Origin of the sequence: Spiroplasma sp. SV19, assembly GCF_030060925.1 — a bacterium.
Taxonomy (GTDB): domain Bacteria; phylum Bacillota_I; class Bacilli_A; order Mycoplasmatales; family Mycoplasmataceae; genus Spiroplasma.
Genome location: NZ_CP045455.1, coordinates 1,054,200 through 1,072,828 on the forward strand (window position 1 = coordinate 1,054,200; position 18,629 = coordinate 1,072,828).

At 28.2% G+C, this 18,629-nt stretch carries 17 protein-coding genes; 14 read left to right on the forward strand and 3 right to left on the reverse strand.

Going from position 1 to position 18,629, the window contains the following annotated elements:
• Nucleotides 1–2 precede the first annotated feature (2 nt).
• The 9 genes from E7Y35_RS05105 to E7Y35_RS05145 all read left to right on the forward strand — a co-directional run bounded on the left by E7Y35_RS05105 (nt 3) and on the right by E7Y35_RS05145 (nt 11,478).
• On the forward strand, nt 3–665 hold the full coding sequence (locus tag E7Y35_RS05105; protein ID WP_283271915.1) for a uracil-DNA glycosylase: 663 nt from the start codon (nt 3–5) through the stop codon (nt 663–665).
• Between the two features lie 74 nt (nt 666–739).
• Nucleotides 740–1,696 carry a hypothetical protein gene (locus E7Y35_RS05110; RefSeq protein WP_283271916.1) on the forward strand — a complete coding sequence of 319 codons (957 nt, stop codon included), beginning with the start codon at nt 740–742 and terminating at the stop codon, nt 1,694–1,696.
• Nucleotides 1,697–1,786: 90 nt separating this feature from the next.
• Nucleotides 1,787–3,028, forward strand: coding sequence for a serine hydroxymethyltransferase (gene glyA, locus E7Y35_RS05115; RefSeq protein WP_283271917.1), 1,242 nt, complete (start codon nt 1,787–1,789; stop codon nt 3,026–3,028).
• A 108-nt stretch (nt 3,029–3,136) separates the two neighbouring features.
• Nucleotides 3,137–3,577, forward strand: a complete 441-nt coding sequence (gene rplM / locus E7Y35_RS05120) for a 50S ribosomal protein L13 (RefSeq protein ID WP_283271918.1) — start codon at nt 3,137–3,139, stop codon at nt 3,575–3,577.
• Between the two features lie 11 nt (nt 3,578–3,588).
• Entirely contained in the window at nt 3,589–3,990 is a 402-nt protein-coding gene (gene rpsI, locus E7Y35_RS05125; RefSeq protein WP_283271919.1) for a 30S ribosomal protein S9, read from the forward strand.
• A 124-nt stretch (nt 3,991–4,114) separates the two neighbouring features.
• The gene (locus E7Y35_RS05130) at nt 4,115–7,990 is read left to right on the forward strand and encodes an AAA domain-containing protein (protein ID WP_283271920.1); all 3,876 of its coding nucleotides are present in this window, start codon (nt 4,115–4,117) and stop codon (nt 7,988–7,990) included.
• Nucleotides 7,991–8,006: 16 nt separating this feature from the next.
• A complete protein-coding gene (locus E7Y35_RS05135) occupies nt 8,007–9,470 on the forward strand; it encodes a hypothetical protein (RefSeq protein ID WP_283271921.1) in 1,464 nt (487 codons plus the stop codon).
• Between the two features lie 35 nt (nt 9,471–9,505).
• Nucleotides 9,506–10,381 carry a hypothetical protein gene (locus E7Y35_RS05140; RefSeq protein ID WP_283271922.1) on the forward strand — a complete coding sequence of 292 codons (876 nt, stop codon included), beginning with the start codon at nt 9,506–9,508 and terminating at the stop codon, nt 10,379–10,381.
• A 5-nt stretch (nt 10,382–10,386) separates the two neighbouring features.
• Nucleotides 10,387–11,478: a hypothetical protein gene (locus E7Y35_RS05145; protein ID WP_283271923.1), complete on the forward strand. Its 1,092-nt coding sequence runs from the start codon at nt 10,387–10,389 to the stop codon at nt 11,476–11,478.
• An 8-nt stretch (nt 11,479–11,486) separates the two neighbouring features.
• On the opposite strand, the gene E7Y35_RS05150 is transcribed toward E7Y35_RS05145, so the two are convergent.
• On the reverse strand, nt 11,487–12,950 hold the full coding sequence (locus tag E7Y35_RS05150) for an ABC-2 transporter permease (RefSeq protein WP_283271924.1): 1,464 nt from the start codon (nt 12,948–12,950) through the stop codon (nt 11,487–11,489).
• Nucleotides 12,950–13,714, reverse strand: coding sequence for an ATP-binding cassette domain-containing protein (locus E7Y35_RS05155; RefSeq protein ID WP_283271925.1), 765 nt, complete (start codon nt 13,712–13,714; stop codon nt 12,950–12,952). The genes E7Y35_RS05150 and E7Y35_RS05155 overlap by 1 nt, the downstream gene beginning before the upstream one ends.
• Before the next feature lie 444 nt (nt 13,715–14,158).
• Between E7Y35_RS05155 and E7Y35_RS05160 the strand changes: the two genes are divergently transcribed.
• From E7Y35_RS05160 to tpx, 3 genes are read left to right on the forward strand one after another with little or no spacing between them, the layout of a single operon-like run.
• The gene (locus E7Y35_RS05160) at nt 14,159–15,979 is read left to right on the forward strand and encodes an AAA family ATPase (protein WP_283271926.1); all 1,821 of its coding nucleotides are present in this window, start codon (nt 14,159–14,161) and stop codon (nt 15,977–15,979) included.
• A 4-nt stretch (nt 15,980–15,983) separates the two neighbouring features.
• A complete protein-coding gene (locus E7Y35_RS05165; protein WP_283271927.1) occupies nt 15,984–16,607 on the forward strand; it encodes a 4Fe-4S single cluster domain-containing protein in 624 nt (207 codons plus the stop codon).
• Nucleotides 16,594–17,094, forward strand: a complete 501-nt coding sequence (gene tpx / locus E7Y35_RS05170) for a thiol peroxidase (RefSeq protein WP_283271928.1) — start codon at nt 16,594–16,596, stop codon at nt 17,092–17,094. The genes E7Y35_RS05165 and tpx overlap by 14 nt, the downstream gene beginning before the upstream one ends.
• A gap of 26 nt (nt 17,095–17,120) precedes the next feature.
• Here tpx and E7Y35_RS05175 read toward each other — a convergent pair whose 3' ends face one another.
• Nucleotides 17,121–17,537: an HIT family protein gene (locus tag E7Y35_RS05175; protein ID WP_283271929.1), complete on the reverse strand. Its 417-nt coding sequence runs from the start codon at nt 17,535–17,537 to the stop codon at nt 17,121–17,123.
• Nucleotides 17,538–17,771: 234 nt separating this feature from the next.
• On the opposite strand from E7Y35_RS05175, the gene E7Y35_RS05180 reads away from it, so the two are divergent.
• Together E7Y35_RS05180 and E7Y35_RS05185 are read left to right on the forward strand one after the other, a co-directional pair.
• Nucleotides 17,772–18,230, forward strand: coding sequence for a DUF3688 family protein (locus tag E7Y35_RS05180; RefSeq protein WP_283271930.1), 459 nt, complete (start codon nt 17,772–17,774; stop codon nt 18,228–18,230).
• 171 nt (nt 18,231–18,401) lie between these two features.
• Nucleotides 18,402–18,626: a hypothetical protein gene (locus E7Y35_RS05185; protein ID WP_283271931.1), complete on the forward strand. Its 225-nt coding sequence runs from the start codon at nt 18,402–18,404 to the stop codon at nt 18,624–18,626.
• Nucleotides 18,627–18,629: the final 3 nt, after the last annotated feature.

Consider the following 18,629-nt stretch of genomic DNA (forward strand, 5'->3'; position numbering starts at 1 on the left):
CAATGTGAATAAAGTATGCAGTTGGTTGAAGAGAGTTTTTTGATAATGAAATTAAAAAACCATATTTTCAACAATTGTTAAAAAATATTGATAGTGAGTATGAGAAAAATATTTGTTATCCTGCAAAAACAGATATTTTTCGGTTATTTACTTTAATTGAACCAAAAGATATTAAAGTTGTGATTATTGGCCAAGATCCATACCACGGACCAGGGCAAGCTAATGGGTTAGCTTTTAGTGTTAATGCTGGTGTTAAAAATCCACCAAGTTTAGTTAATATTTTTCATGAATTGAAAAAAGATTTAGGGGTTGATCACCATGCTAGCGGTAATCTAGATCATTGAGTTAAAGAAGGTGTTTTTTTATATAATACCATTGGGAGTGTTGTTGCCAAGACCCCACTAAGCCATAAAGATATTGGTTGGACAACTTTTAGTCAGAATTTAATTATTTATTTAAATCAAATTCGGGATGACATTATTTATGTTTTATGAGGTAATTATGCGAAACAATATAGTGAGTATATTACGAACAAAAGTAATATTATTAAGGGTTCGCATCCATCACCTTTTAGTTATAATTTATTTAAAGACCAACAGTTTTTTCTTAAAATTAATAATTTGCTTTTAAAAAATAAAAAAAACATAATTGAATGAAAAATGTAATGTATAATTGTATTATGTAAAATATTGACTCCACAAAAGTTTTATTTTATCAGCATATAGATTGCGGGGATATTATGAGTTTATTAACAACATTTAGCGATATATCGAAAATCTTATATAGTAATAAAATGGCATATATTGCTAGTGGAATAATAGGCGCACTTTTTGTTATTTACGCTGTTTATAATGGTTTGTATTATTTAATTAATCCGAAACGTTATCATGGAATTCGTTTTACAACAAAAAATATTGCATATATTACAATGTTATCAGCAGTGTCAGCAACAGTTACAATTATTATTTCAGTAACAGTGCCAATTACTGTTTTTCCGCCCGTTCGGATTGCTTTTGAAGGATTAATGGTAAAAATTAGTGGGTTTATCTTTGGCCCAATTGTTGGGTTATTGTCAGGAGTAGTAACAGATTTAATTGTTATGTTATTTGTTCCTTCTTATATTCATGTTGCGTATATTATTGTTATTGCTTCATATGGTTTTTTATCAGGATGTGTTTCCTCAATTAACCGCGCCGTGGGAAAACATAAATGAGTTTTATTTCTGTTAACAAATATTTTTATTGTAATTTTTGCAACTTTTGCGGGAGTAATGACATGATTTTCACCAGTTGAAACAATTACCTTATTTGCGGGGTTAGAAGTTAGCAAAGTTGTCTTACTTTATATTATTGGTTTTGGAACTGGGGGGACAATTGCTATTATTTGAATAATAATGTTTGTTTATCGCCACTTTGATAAAACCAAAAAACGCTATTGAGATTTAGTGGCCATTATTATGTTAGCTGTTATTAATGAGTATTGAGTCACAACACTAATATCCGCCTGGGGAGATATTGCATTTTTAACAGTTTCGCAAAACAAAACAAGTGGAACTGATGGTTATGGAGTAACAATGATTTCACGGTTGGCAATGGCACCGTTAAAAGTTCTATTTAATTCAGCAATTATTTATATTACGTACCGGGCTGTTTCACCATTGATCCATAAAGATACTAATGCCAGTTTACAGTATTAAAAGATAATGAAAAAATAACTTTATTTAAGTTATTTTTTTTGTTTATGAATATATAATGGTAGTAGAAAAAATAGAATGGAGATGAAAATAATGAAAGTAAACCCGCAAATTAAGGAGCTAATTAATTTAGAATTAAAACGTCAACAAGATCATATTGAATTAATTGCTTCGGAAAATTATGTTAGTGAAGCAGTTTTGGCTGTGACAGGTTCAATTTTAACAAATAAATATGCTGAAGGATATCCGTTTCATCGTTATTATGGTGGATGTGAGTACATTGATCAAGTTGAACAATTAGCAATTGATAAGGTGAAAGAATTGTTTCAAGCGGAACACGCCAATGTGCAAGCCCATTCTGGTAGTCAAGCAAATGCATCAGCCTATTATGCTTTATTACAACCGCATGATACAATTTTAGCAATGGACTTAGCAGCAGGTGGACATTTAACGCATGGTCATAAGGTCAATTTTTCTGGTCGCTTATATAATTTTTATAGTTATGGTGTTGATCCAAAAACAGAAATGTTAGATTATGATGAAATTGAAAAAATTGCTTTAGAAGTTAAACCGAAATTAATTGTTGCTGGAGCAAGTGCTTATTCACGTGAAATTGATTTTAAAAAATTTCGCATTATTGCTGATAAGGTTGGAGCCTTATTAATGGTTGATATGGCCCATATTGCGGGGTTGGTTGCAGCTGGTTTGCACCAATCACCGATTCCATATGCTGATGTTGTTACTTCAACAACCCATAAAACATTACGTGGACCACGTGGTGGTTTAATTTTATCAAAACAAAAATGAGCTAAAAAAATTGATAGTGCTGTTTTTCCTGGTAATCAAGGTGGACCGTTAGAACATGTGATTGCGGCAAAAGCACAATGCTTTTTAGAAGCATTAGAGCCAGCATTTAACCAATATCAAGCTGAAATTGTCAATAATGCAAAAGTGTTAGCGACAACGTTAAAAGGTAAAAATCTGCGTTTGGTTGCTGATGGGACTGACAATCATTTGCTAATGGTGGATGTAAAAAGTAGTTTAGGTATATCAGGACAGCAGGCAGAAGAAATTTTGCAAAAAATTGGTATTATTTGTAATAAAAATATGATTCCTTTTGACCAAGAGTCACCAGTTGTTACAAGTGGAATTCGTTTAGGAACAGCAGCAATGACAACACGTGGTTTTGGAAGTAAAGAATTCCAACAAATTGGAGAAATAATTTATCATGTTTTAAAAGAACCAACTGAAGAAAATATTACAAAATATCAAGAGGAAGTAAAAAAACTTCTGCATGATTTTCCAATTTATTTGAACTGAACTTTAGCCGAATAATTAATTGGAAATATGGGTTAAATTGTTGCTTATCAACTTGTTTTTAGTTATAATATTACTGCTTTATACATTGGACCCTGGTACGGAATAATGTTAGGAGGCAGTGACATGAGACAAACTACTATCTTGAATTCAGCAAAAGTTGAAAAAAAATGATATGTTATTGATGCTCAAGGTCTAGTTTTAGGACGTTTAGCAAGTAAAGTCGCAATGATCTTAAAAGGAAAAAATAAACCAGCGTATACACCTCATGTTGATTGTGGTGATAATGTTATTATTCTTAATGCTGATAAAGTTAATTTTTCAGGAAATAAATTAAAGGGTAAAATTTATTATCATCATTCACAACACCCAGGTGGTTTAAAACGCACAATAGCAAAAGATATGCTAGTTAAAAAACCAATTTATCCAGTTGAACACGCAATTAAAGGAATGTTACCAAAAAATAAATTAGGAAGCAAATTATTCCGTAATTTATTTGTTTATGCTGGTAACGAACATCCACATGAAGCACAACAACCAATTAAGTTAGAATTAACTGATAAATAAAAGGAGCGAGTATGGCAAAAAAACAAGAAGTTATTTATCGTGGAACAGGAAGAAGAAAATCTTCTGTTGCGCAAGTTGTATTAACTCCTGGTAAAGGGAATGTGGTTGTAAATGGGAAACCAGCGTTAGACTTTTTCCCATATGCAACATTAGTGCAGGATTTGGAACAACCTTTAGAAATTACTGGTGTAAAATCAGAATTTGATGTTCGTGTTAAAGTATCTGGTGGTGGTTTTACTGGACAAGCGGGAGCAACAAGATTAGGAATCGCAAGAGCACTAGTTGAAGCTTCACAAGATTATAAAACCTTATTAAGACATGCGGGAATGCTAACTCGTGATGCGCGTATTAAAGAACGTAAAAAATACGGGTTACACGGAGCAAGAAGAGCACCACAATACTCAAAAAGATAGGTATTTTTATCAAGAGGATATTACAAAAATGTCCTCTTTTTTATATTTTTATTGTTTTTGATGGCTTTGATTGTTATCTAGTATAAGTTTAGTATAATTATATATGGATAAGAGGGGTGACTTAATGGCGTTAACAGAATTTACAATTCAAGGAGATAAATTTAATGGCAAGAATTTATTATTAAATTTATACTTTTTAACAAATGCGAAAAGTAAATTTACTGATGATGATGTTAAGAACCTACGCTTAAAAAATATTACAACAGTGAATGGATTAGATCTTTTTTTAAAAAAGGATATTCATATTGCGGATTTTTTTGTTAGTTTAATTAATGATCAGGCAAAGATTAAAAAAGATAAAACAGGAGGCACAAAAGAACTCTATGATATTTTAATTCGTTTTAAATCAATTACGGGATTTGATGATATTTTAGATCCAAACTTGTCATTAACAATTCTTGGTGATATTGACCCCCAAATTGGGGTTGTTAATGTTAAAAACATTTTTTTGACAGCAATGGAAAAAGAAAAACAGGAATTTGAAACAACAGCAACTGGTGTTGTCTTAGAAACGGCGGATAATTTTCGTCTTGATGACGCAAAGTTACGAACTATTTTTGATTCAAATGTTTTTGCCAATATGAAGTTTTTAATTTCATCTTTTTCTGAAGAAAAAGAACGCTGATTACAATACCTTCAATTTCAAAGCCAGAATTTAGAATATAAACGGAATAATTCGTGCTTATATTTAACACGAAAATTAACAGAATACGTCAAAATTCCGAAAGCAGTTCCAACAATGGAGACCTTACATGATGAACGCTTTTTAGCTCATAATTTTTGATATGTTAATAAAAAACATTTTGTTAATAAAAACATTAAAATTAACGCTTCCTTTGAAGAAGTAATTATTATTGAGTTAGAATTAATTTTAGATGATTCTAATAAATATCTTGTACTAAGAGGATTAAATAATTTAAGTATTACTGGATTACAGATTAATCGAACATATCAAAAAGAGACACCGTTAACATTATTTACCTTTAATTTTAGTGATAGTTATGCCCAAGATGGTGCGGATATTTATGATTTAGGGTTTAATATTACAGTAGCAAAAAATAATCAAAAGCCGAATCTTACTGTTGTTAAAGAATTAATGAAATTATATATGATTGAAAATAATATCACAAAAGAAAAAGAAATTGATCCAGAAACAATTAAATTAGTTGCTGATCATCTAAGTAAATATCAAATTATTAATTGTTTCTATGAAATAAAAAATGAGGATGATACGCCATTCAAAGAATTAGATAACATGATTCCTGCTTATGGTTATTTAACTTATATTGGCAAAGGAGATTCAACGTTAATTCGTCGAAGCAATATCATTTTAGATAAAATTAGTAAAAATGATGTTGCTAACCCTTATTTAATTAATTATATTTTTAATATTGAAGATGTTAAATTAAAATCACAGCAGCATTTGATCGCGTTAGAGCAATTACATTTTGCTTCTCCTAATTTGAATTTAAATCAAAAAAAAGCACTAGTTAAAGCACTTAATTCACAAGACATTTTTTTATTACAAGGACCACCGGGAACAGGGAAAACAGAGTTTATTGCCGAATTAGTCTATCAGTATGTTAAACTGGGAAAAAAAGTTTTGGTGTCTTCGCAAAATCATACTGCGATTGATAATGTTTTAACAAGATTATATAAGACACCAATGTTAGTGCCGTTACGTTTAACGGGCGAAGAAGTTCGTAAAAAGAATCGTTTTAATGATTTTAATCCAGACAAATTAATTTTCAATAATTATCGCTTCATTTATTCACATTTAATGCGTCAGTACTTAACAAAATGAGATGCCATTGATTCTGATTATGAAAATCAAAAAAATGAGTTGCAAGGTCTTAAAGCTCGAGCAAAGATGCTTGAAAAGGAAATTAAAGATTATAATAGTTGAACCCAAAAGGTGAATGAGTTAGTTGCAGAGCAAGAATTATTAGGGAACCAAAAATTAGAATATGAAACTAGTAATCGAAGATTAAAAGTTGAAATTAACAATCTTGATAATGTGTTCGAATTTTTAGGTAATTTAAATTGAGAAGGGATGATTACTACAACAGGAGATTTGGTTACATTATTTAATAAGCATTTTGGTGCTTTAGTTCAAGAAAAGTTAGGTTTTCAATTTGATGAATCATATTCTTTAATAAGTATCTATCAACAATTATTAACAACAGTGGGGACTAATGATCCATTATTAACAAAAAAAGAACAAAAGTTAATAGAATTAAAAAATGTTAATAAAGAGTTTCGTGATGATGTTTGACTTGAAGAATTTCAAACGCTACAAAATGAAATCATGGAATTAAAACAGCAACTTTCATTAAAACAAGAAAATGCTATTTATCAAAATCGACAGCAGCAATTTAAAAAGGACCTTGAGAAGTTAAGAGGACAGTATGTCGAACAAATTAATAATAATGAAAAATTAATAAGTCAGATTAATGTTAATAAAAATGAACAAGAAATATCATATTTAGAAATAGAACTTGCAACATTAAGTAGTCGCATCAATACTTTAAAAGTTGAAATTGAAAATATTGTTAATAGTATTAATCATATTTTTAACTTAAACTTAATCGTAAAAGATATTACGGCAACAATTAATGAAATTGATAAGGTTATTAATAGTATTGACCATGATATGAAAACTATTATTAATGAGAAAGAAACAAAGGGTAGTTTTGTTACCAATATGATTACTTTCTTAGATAAAAATTATAATATTGCCGTTTTTTTAAATCAAGAAGGAATTCAAAATGATCGTTTTACTCCAGCAATGGAACGTGATACTGTGAACTATGCTAATCAGTTTCTACAAGATAGTGTTAATGTTGTCGCAATGACCGCAACTTCTAATCAGTCATATGCTCAAAGTAAAAATAAGATTTTACAAGATTATAATATTGCGGATATTGATATTAAAAAATTTGGATTTGACGTTGTTGTGATTGATGAGGTAAGTAAATTAACGCCAATGGAAATTTTTATGCCATTAGTATATGGAAAAGCTGTTGTTTTAGTTGGCGATTATCGTCAGTTACCACCAATTATGCCATATCGAGAAGAAGATGTTGCTTTGATCAACGATATTTATAATGAAAATTATAGTTACAATGATTTCTTAGAGTTAGTAACTAATTCAATGTTTAAAAAAATTATTTCAAAATGTGATGATTCAGTTAAAGAAATTTTAGTTAATCAATATCGTAGTCATGAGGACATTATGCGAATTGTCAATGTTTTTTATGAAAATCAGTTACAGTTAGGTGATCAAGTCAATCAAAATAATGAGAAGCAACATTATGTTACTGTTGAAAATAACCAAGGGCTAAAAATTTTTGACAGTAAAAAGGCGATTTATTGAATTGATTCAACAAAAGATGAGCACCAAAATTTTGTTTATGAGCAAGGTGAAAGTGGTAGTACTAGTCTTTTTAATTGGTTAGAAATTAATTTAACAATTGAAACACTGCAGTTAATTGAAAAAGGATATAGTAATTTAACAACTAAATTAAAAAAACAGCCAAAAGTGGCAGTGATTAGTTTTTATGGATTGCATGTAAAAAAACTACGAAAAGCTATTAGTAATTTAAAATTTAAAAATATTAAAGTTGATGTTTCAACTGTTGATGATTATCAAGGACGTGAAACCGAAATTGTTATTGTCAATACTGTTCGTAATCCCCAAAAACAACTGAGTGCTAATAAGGAATTTATTAAAAAATATGAGCGATTAAATGTTGCTTTTTCACGGGCAAAGAATATGCTAATTATTATTGGAGCAATTAATTTCTTTGCTAATATTGATGTTGAGATTCCAACAATTATTAATCCGAATGTCACAACAACAATTAAAGCATATTATGAAATTTTACGAATTATTGATAATTATGGTCTTATTTGATATGCAAAAGATTTGTTATCATAGAAGTGAGAGGTAAAAAATGAAATTAGGAATAGTTAAAGTCTATAAAAACTGAAAAAAATTATCAACAATTGTTGGTTATCAAACTCCAAAACGACCAGCTTTTTTTCAGTATGTGATTTTAAATGCTATTGCTAATTATCCCGATAAAGAAAAATCATTAGCTAATATTTTACGTGAGGAATTACAAGTTTTTAACCTTAAAATTTACGCTGAATGTTTAAAGGATTTAATTGAAAAAGAAAATACAATTGAAATTAATTCGCAAGGATCATTAAATTATTTAGCTAATAGTTATGCAGAGCAAGAGTGAATTGATCGAGCAATTGGCATTTTTTATATTTCAAAAGAGGCCTTACAAGCGCTGGAAAAAGGTTATTTACTAAGTAAAAACAATAACCGTGAGGCAACAATTGATTTTGTTTTTGATATTTTCACTAATCAACGATATATTAATAATGAACATTTAATGTTAATAGAAAAAATTAATAATAATGACTTAATTATTTTTCCTGAATATGAGTCAAACATTACTGGAGATGATTTATTTAATTTGTTAGAAGAATATAAGACTAAACCCAATAAATATAATATGTTTAATAATGATACAACATTTACTACAATTCGAAAGAAACAAGAAGAAATTAAACATAACAGTGACCAAATTAATAAATTATTAACTGATTTTTATGAAACAAAGGAAGTTGTCCTAACTTTAACAACTTTTAAAGATATTAAAATGCAAGTTATGAATGATAAAAACCTACAAGAAGTTATTGATAATAATATTAATTTACGAACAAAAATCTTAGATTATTTTTTAACAGCAATGACGAAAGACTTAACAACTGATTTTAATTTAAATATTCAAAAAATAGCGCCAAATACATTGGAAAGTGACTATCAACAAGACCCTCGTCATATTACTTCTACATTAATAAACCCGCAGTTTTTAGTTATTAATGCCGCGAATGTTAATCCAAAAGCAGTTTTAAATCATAAATATTATTTTGATAATGATGTTCGTTGTATTATTTTTGTCAATGCAGAACAGAGTACTGAACTAAGTGATTTAACTGGTTCAATTCCAATTTTTTATTTAAGTAAAACAACTTGTCCGATTCATGATCATTTTTTAACATTATTTGTTAATGATAAAAATGAAACTGAATGTTATATGCTACAACCAACAGAATTAATAATGTTAAATCGTCAGATTATAACGGCACAAAAGTTTTTACCAGACTATAGTAGACTTTTATTTAAGAAAATTTTACAAAGTTTGCAAACTTTATTAAAAAAAGACCAAGAAAATATTTATGAAACAATTCATAGTAATAAAGTTAATGATCTTTTCATTTATTGTTATTTAATTGATCTTCTAAATCAAAATGAAAATGCTTTTGATAATATTTTAAAAATATTAGTACTAGTGATGTTCAAAATAAGATTTCCCTTTTATACAAGTGTGAACAAATTTTAACTAATTTTGTTTTAAAACCAAATTATTTTACAAAAATGCATTTGCTTTTAATTACTGTAATGAAGCAACAAGCAAAAGAACAACAAAATATTGTGAAGGGATACCAAGTTTTAACAGATAATAATTTATTATCAGATAAAGAAGTTTTAAATATGTTACAAGAACTTTATCATTCAGATAATGTTACATTAAAGCAATTATTAGAATTAACTAATATTGCGAGTTCAACAATTGTTGAAAAAATTTGAAATCAAAATTTATTTGCTATTTTAACTAAATTTTTGTTTGCCCTTAATAATGATAATTTACATCGGGAATTATTTGAAGAAATTACAACCACAAATTTAAGTAAGAATATTACTCTATTAGTTAATTTGTATGGGTATGCCGAAGAGTATTTAAAGTATTTTAATGCAATGAAAAAACGCGAAACAAGTGGTTTACAACGTCATTGACAAGAAATTTGAGTCAAAATTGCAACTATTCGTGATCGTTTTAAAAATATTAATTATGGTGCTGATTTAACAATTGAATTATTAAGGTCTTTATCACAATTAGAAGTGATATATAAAACTATTAAATTTAAAGATATGTTTAACTCTGAGTCAAAATTTCAAGAGTACCTTGATTTTTGCTATTTTGATAAAGCTGCGCTATATTTAATAAATAGGATGGAAGAAAGAATTACCACTATGTTAAAGTCAAAGGACCAACGCTTGAAAGGAATTAATGAAAAATTATTTGTTTGTAAAGATCTTTTTGACAAAAATAAGTATAAGCAAATTATGTCATTATATTATGAACTACGATTATATTTATATTGTGAAAAAGCCCGCGATGAACAAAATGATAATAAAAACCGAGAGGCATTAAAAAAACTACAAATAGAAATAGAAGAGGTGTTAAACTAATGAGTATGAGTGTTGAACAGGTAATGTATAATTACCAACAAAAAATTGAAAGATTAAGTTTAAATATTAATTTTGTGAAAGAGAATTTACAATTATTGTTACAGCAACTAAAAAATATTGATGCTAGTGGGTTAAATTGCCAAGCAATTGAACAGTATTTGCAAGAATTAAATCAAATTCTTGTTGATTTAGAAACTAATCCGTTGGTGGCAGAATTTCAAAAGGTTAAACATGTTGAATTAGAATTAGCAAAACAAGTTAACTTTTTCTTGGAACAAAAAACATTACGGTTAGCAGAAATTCAACAAAAAATTGAAGTGTTAAAAGTAAAAGTGATTGAGGATGAAACAAAACAACGGTTAGTAAATTTAAAAAATCGTGTTAATTTGAATTATCAAACATTAGAGCAAGACTTATTAGCAATGTTTGATGATAATGTCTCAAAAGCTTTTATTATGAATTTTTTTAAAACAAACAAAAGTCGACTTGCTAATTTAGATCCAACAACAATTTCTGATCTTGTTCAAGAGGAAATTAATAATTACCGTACTTCGGTCGACTTTATGAAAAATCAGTATCTTAGTAGTTTTAAAACCCAAATTGGCGATGATAAATTTATTAATGCTGAATTAGCACCAATGTTAGAAGAATTTAGCCAAACGAGTGTTAATGATACGAATGCTTTAAATCAGAAAGCATTAGATTTACAAACTAAAATTATTAGTCAGCAATTAGATGAATCAGCGCGCAAACATGCAATTGCGGCGATTTTACAAGCAATTCAAAAGCGTGGTTTTATTGTTGATAATAACGATATTCGAATTACAAAAGAAAATGATGATAGTTTGGTCATTGTTTATGCCAAAAAAGTGACTGGTGAAGAAGCAATTTTTAAAGTATATCTTGATGGGCGGTTCACTTATAAATTTGAAGGTTACGAAGGTCATGCTCATGATGTTGATGAACAACCATTTGTTAATGATCTATCGATGTATGATGTGTCTTTATCAAAAGAAATGAAGAAGACTTATTTAAACCCGGATAAAATAATGAATCAAGCAAAAATGCAAATTGATAGTAAAACAAAAAAGAAATAAGATAATAATTATTTGTATTTACAGCGTTGTAAAAAATAATATAATCCAATTGCTGGGAAGATGAAGATAATTGTCAATGGGAAAACTAACGGTCAAGTTGGACGAGTATATATAGTGTTATTTCAGTTTATATTATATATTATTCCGTCTAGTTTATATCAATTAAATTCATTGTTAAAAAAATTAGAATAACCTCAAATATGATAAAAGTTATTGTCATCAATTAATTTCGCAGCAGCTAAAGTATATTGACTAAATAAATTAAGAGCAAGAATCCCAGTCTTATATTTATTATTTTCAGCCACTTTTTTATAGTTATCAATATATTCTGAAAAATTAATGAATAGACTATGACCTGGGGCATTGTGGAGTTGCTGGAAAATACTAGTGATTATTACTTCAGTATTAAGGGCATGTTTTTTCTTAATTTCCATAAACATCTTTTTTTGAAATTGCCAACTATAGCGATAACTTCATAGAATCGGATTTTTAGTAATACTAGGGTCTATTCCGACTATATCTTGCTGGTAGAACATTTGATAGATTTTAATTTTTGTAGAAAACTGTTTGGAAAGGATAATTTGGACATTTTCCAAGGGACTTTGTGGTTGAATTACTGTTACATCTTGGTTAACATCAAAAAGTAGTGTTCTTTTTAAGTCATTGAAGTCGATTGCCTCGGAAAAAAGACCACTGTGCAATATTTTTTGATAATTATTTTTTTCCAGATATTTGTTTATAATTTGATGAAATTCGTTCCCATCATTTTTATTAATTGCATGATAAATGTTAGTATATGTCTCATTAGTTTTAAAAAGATTAATTGCGGGATGTTCATGTTCTTTAATGATATTGATGACATTATGATCTGCAGTTGAAAAATAATGCTTGATATTTTTTGCTGCCATCAGTCAAGGTGTTATTAAAACAATGATTGCTAAAAATAATGTTATTAAAGTAATAACACTTTCTTTCAAAAAATGACTAGCAATAATGATAATAAATAAAAATAATGGTAATGAGATAAAAGAAATTAAGATGCCAACGCCATAGAGTTTTAAAAAAACTAAGGTATGTGTTCATGATGTTATTAGCAAATAAAATATTGTCGTAATGCTAAAAATAATAGTATAGTAGAAAATCAAAGTAATTAAATTAATTAATAGTTTTTGAAGAATAATACTAGTGCGACTAAAAGGCTTTGTTGTTATTAAGAGAAATGATGATTCTAAGATGGGGCGATTAAAGATGATAATATTAAGGTTACCAAGAAATAAAAATGGAAAAACAAAAAAATTTACCGCAAAAAATAGATATGAAATAAAAAACAAGTCAATATTTTTTGCATCTTTATTAAAAGTAATTGCCCCAGTTAAAAAAATACTTATTGATAAAATAATTAGGATTATTAATGTTACTCAAAAACTGATTGCCCTTTTAAGGAGAAAGAAGTCCATTTTTAAGATTCGCATTATTCTTCACTCATTTCCTTTATTTTTTGATAAACACTTGCTTTATCAAGGGCATAATATTTCTCATATTCAGCTTGAATGTCTCAGATTGCAGTATTCTTTTTTTCTTTTTGAGCAATAATTTGGCCATGATCTAAAATAATAAAATGATCGATATAATTGGCAAATTCGTTAAGAATGTGGGTAATAATAATAATAATTGTCTTACCATTCTTATGTAAGCTAACTAATAAATCAATTATAATTTTACGGGTTACAGCATCTAAACCGTCTGTTGGTTCATCTAAGATATAAATATCATGTTTTGATAAAAAACATTGTGCTAAAACTACCTTTTTGGCCATTCCTGTTGATAAAGTATTTAAAGATTGAAATGGTTTTAACTTAAAAAAATCAATCATATCCTTAATTTCTTCTTTTTCAATTTTATCTTGTTCTAATATACATCACATTTTAAGATAATCAAAAAGATAAATTTTAGATAAGAAAACAGTTTTTTCTGGAGTATAACCAATTTTTTGTCTTGATAAAGGATTGGTATTGTCTAATCCGTTGATATGAATGCTTCCCTTTTGATGGGGAAATGCACCAAGAATAGTTTTAATCAATGTTGTTTTTCCAGCCCCATTATGACCTAAAATTCCATAAAAACTTCCTTTCGGAATCGCAAGATTCATGTTAGTAAAAATTGTTTTTTTCGAGAATGATTGAGATAAATTGGTGATATTAATTGCCAGTTCTGTGAAATTATTGTTTTTTTCCATGCAGACTTCTTTTCTGTCAATTAGGAGATTGAAGATTTTCATTATTTTTTCATAGGTTAATATGAGCACTAACTAATGGGGTTATCATTAGCAATGTTGAAAAAAGATGTAGTAACTTTTTCATATATAAGATTTCCCTTCAAAATATATTATTTTATTTTTAAAATGTTAAAAAAGTAATTAAAACCTTAAAGTTTTAAATAGAGAACATAGTTTTTATGCTTAAATTATACCAATAAAGCTTTAGTTCTTGTTTTCTTTTTAAAGAAAATTTATCGCTGTAATAGCAATTTTTTAGAATATACAGGGAGAAGAACATTTTAAATAATTTACGGGAAATAAATAGTATAATAGTTTATATTGCGATTAATTATTTTGAGAATCAGTTCCTACTTTTATTTTAAAAAAATTAAAATCAAAGTAATGATTAGAGGGAGAATATTAATGAGTGTTAAAAGTAATTTAGATAAATTAAAAAATCAGATTGGGATTAAACGTTGTGTTATTCTTGAAGGAAATGTTAATGACATTTATCAAGCAAATAACACTTATGTTGGTTTAAAAGATAGGTTACGTGCATTATTAAAAGAAAAAGGCTTTAATGATATTTTTACGTGAGATCGAATTGATGGTTTATCGGGGGGAAACATTAAAAACTTAACTTTAACTGCTGAATCAGAGCAAAAAAGTCAAGAAGGCGAAGCTTATGATTTTGGTCAAGAATTAATTAATAACGCTAATGAGAAAAATAATGAACCAACGGGGCAATTTTTAACTTTAGCCGAGTTTTTTGCGATTGTTCGCCGTAATATGTTAACACCAAGTCCAAAAAAAGTTGCTTTTGTTGCTGATTTTTCAGATTATTTATTTTCAAATGAGCAAGCATTAAGTGAAGAAGAACGTGTTAACTTGATTTCTTTAAGTAAAGCTTTTCGGGATAAAAAATTTGATCAATCAGAAATAGTTGATTTTGATACGGCAATTATTTTTATTACTAATAGCGTTGGCAAGTTACCAACATCATTTTATTTACATAATCCAGATGTTACAACAATTACATTAACGAAACCAAATCGCGAAGAACGCGAAAAATTTATTTTAACAAATAAGAGCTTTTTTAAGATTACTGAAGATTTAAGTACAGATCTTTTAAAATTACAAGATATTTATGATACTATGGAGGGATGAACTTTGAAAGAAGTTTATCAATTAATTAAATTCTCAAACAATATTAATGAACGCTTACCGTTTGAAAAATTATTAAACTCTTATCAATATGGGGATAAAGTTTCACCATGAGAAGAAATGAATTATGAAAAATTAGCAACAATTGAAACAGAATTGAAAAAACGCGTTATTGGGCAAGACCATGCAATTGTTAAAGTCAAAAATGTTGTTTATAAAGCCTTTACAGGGTTGTCTGGGGTTCAATACTCTTCCAAACGAACAAAACCCAAGGGAACCTTATTTTTTGTTGGTCCAACGGGGGTTGGGAAAACTGAATTAGCAAAAGCATTAGCAAAGTTTTTATTTGGTGATGAAAAAAACTGTATTCGTTTTGATATGTCAGAATATAACCAAGAAGCTAGTGATCAAAAATTAATTGGAGCTCCACCAGGTTATGTTGGTTATGAAGAAGGTGGACAATTAACTAATGCCATTAAAGAAAAACCTTTTAGTGTTTTATTATTTGATGAAATTGAAAAAGCGCATCCTCGAATTTTAGATAAGTTTTTACAAATTTTAGAAGATGGGCGTTTAACAGATAATAAGGGCCAAACTGTTAGTTTTTCGGATTCCTTTATTATTTTTACTTCAAATATTGGGGCAAGCGAAGTTGATGATAGTTTGCCATTCTTAGAAATTGAAAAACAGTTTATTCAAAAAGTTTCGGATCATTTTCGTACCGAATTAAGACGACCAGAGTTATTAGGGCGAATTGGTAATAATATTATTCCGTTTAATTTTATTAAAGATATTAGTTTTAAAGCAAAATTGATTACTCAAAAATTACGTCCAATTCAAGTGGCTGTTTGAGAAAAATATAAGGTTAAATTAGAATTCCTTCAGTTGGAACAAATTTTACCAATTATTATTCAAGATGCTGATGATAAAAAAGGGGGGCGTGATTTATTAAATAGTATTGAAAAGCATGTTGTTGATGGGTTAAGCTCCTTTATATTTGCCAATCAAACTAGTTTTAAAGCAGGTCAAACAATTTTGGCCCAAGCTAATGGTCACCAAATTGAGTATAATTTAAAATAAAAAAATGAGTAATTTAATTAATTTTAATCGCTTTGTTTCTTTTACAACAATTGAAGGTCCGGGAAACCGTTTTGCCCTATGAATGCAAGGATGCATTATTAATTGTAAAGGATGCAGTAACCAAGAGATGATTCCTTTAATTAATCGGAATGTGATGGAAGTGAGTGACCTTTTTAAAGCAATTAAGGATGCCCAAGAACGCTTTCAGATTGAAGGAATTACAATTTTGGGCGGCGAGCCATTTATTCAACCCCGGGCATTATTGGAATTAGTGACGTTGTGTCAAGCAAACAATTTAACAGTGATTGTTTTTTCTGGCTTTTTATACGAGCTATTACAAGAAAAACACCCGGCAATTTTAGCTAAAATTGATATCTTAATTGATGGACCATTTATTATTGAAAAACTAGACAAAAAACGCCGCTTAATTGGTTCAACCAACCAGCGGGTAATTAAACTAAGTGATACTTATCAAAATAATGATTATTTTGAACAAAATATTATTGAAGCTGAATTTACTGTTACTAAAAATAATAGTATGATTATTAATGGCGATGGTGCACACCTCGTCAACAATGAAGAAACGATTTTAAAAAAAGAGGAGGACCAGAACGATGGGAGCATTTAAATTAGATGGTGATGTATTTTCACATATTAAACAAGATATTATTAAAGTTGGTGATAAATTAGAATTTAAAGCCACAAATGGCGATATGAGTGATTTTCATATCGATGATGTTAGCGCAAAATATAAAGTTATTTCGTCAATACCAAGTATTGATACTAGTGTTTGTTATACACAAACAGTTAAATTTAATGAAAGTATGAAGGATTATCAAAATGCTCGTTTAATTACAATTTCAAGAGATTTACCATTTGCCCAAGAAAGATGCTGTGAATCATTTAAAGATGAAGCGCATTTCTTAATTTCGGATTATAATTATCGAGACTTTGGGGCAAAATCAGGATTAGTTTTTACTGATTCACAAATTTTGCCACGAGCTGTAATTATTTTAAACGAAAATAATATCGTTGAATATCTTGAAGTTGTTAATCCCGTTGGTAATGAACCAAACTATCAGGCGGTATATGATTTCTTAAGTAGTAAAAAATAAAAAAAGTATTTTATAAAATACTTTTTTTATTTTAAGGTTAAAAGATCTTTGATTTCGTCAAGGTCGCGTAATTTTTCTTTATCAACATTCAGTTTAAAACCATAACCTTCTTCCTTTTTATATTTCGGAATAACATGTAGATGATAATGGAAAACTTGTTGAAAAGCTTCACTTTTTTCATTACTAACATAATTGATTCCAACAGGGTTTAAAACTTGATACATTTTTTGGGCAATTTTTTTGCCAACTGTTGCAACAGCTGCTAAATATTCATCGTCTGTTTCACTATAATAATCAAAGTGTTTTTTCGGAATTATTAGAGTATGGCCATCACTATTGGGGAATAAGTCTAAAAAGGCGTAAACAAGATTATTTTCATAAATTTTCTTGCTCGGAATTTCTTGGGCAATAATTTTACAAAAGATGCAATCACTTTTGTTCATTTTGACATCAGCTCCTTACAAAACAATTATAACAAACTTCTGTGATGAATTAGCATATTTTATTGTGGTTATAAAAAACAAATTGCAAGATATTGCAATTATTTTTGTTTAATTTTTTTCGATTTTTCTTTACTAGTCACTTTTAATTAGTGATCCTAAATTTCTTAATTTATGTTGTTTAAAAAAAGTATAATATATAATATAGTAAAATTTCAAATAAGGAAGGGCAATACTATGCGAAAGTACTTAGTAATTAACATTTTAGGAACAATTGGGCTAACTGTAGCAAGTACAACTACATTAATTGCTTGTCATAAAGTGCAGTCCAAACTAGAGCGACAAATTAATGTCCAACAACCACCAACAGGAAGTAACTGAGAACCGGTTTATGCAAATGATAATGCATTTAGGAGAATTGATTGTAAATATTATATTGTTATATGACATGGTTTATTTAATAATAATTGAAAAATTAATAAATTTAATAATAATGTAGTTCAAATAAGAATTGATATGGTTAGTGATTGATTAATGAAAAATTTTGCTGATTTGCAAATAGGTTATGGTCGAAGTTGAAAAGATTGAAAAAATTATCCACATTATTTTAAAGCAGTTTATCGTTGAAATAGAATTAATGATCCAAATCTACCAGAAATTAATAAAGATGGTAATATTACAGATTGAAAAGAATAAAAAATTGGCAAGTTTTTTTGATAAAAATTGAAAAATATTTAATAATTTTTTATTTTTTTAACAAATTTAGTATTTTTTCTGTTATAATTAAATGCTATAAATTATTTAATAATTTCTTCAATTTTGTGGTATAATATATGTGTGTAGCAACCAGAATGAGGGGAGATGATTATGATGGAAGATAATCGCACAAAAACAGCTCATGATGAAGCTAAAGAAATCGTTGGGCGATATCGCATGCTAGGGGAAGATATTTATGAATATCTTGAAGTGTTAAAACATCAAATTAGTCAACGTAAAAAAAGTTCTAAACCAAATGATTTAGAACAAGCGGCCTACTTTGAAGATTTACTAGCATCTGTAAAAAAAGTCTGAAATGAAAAATATCAAGACTAATTA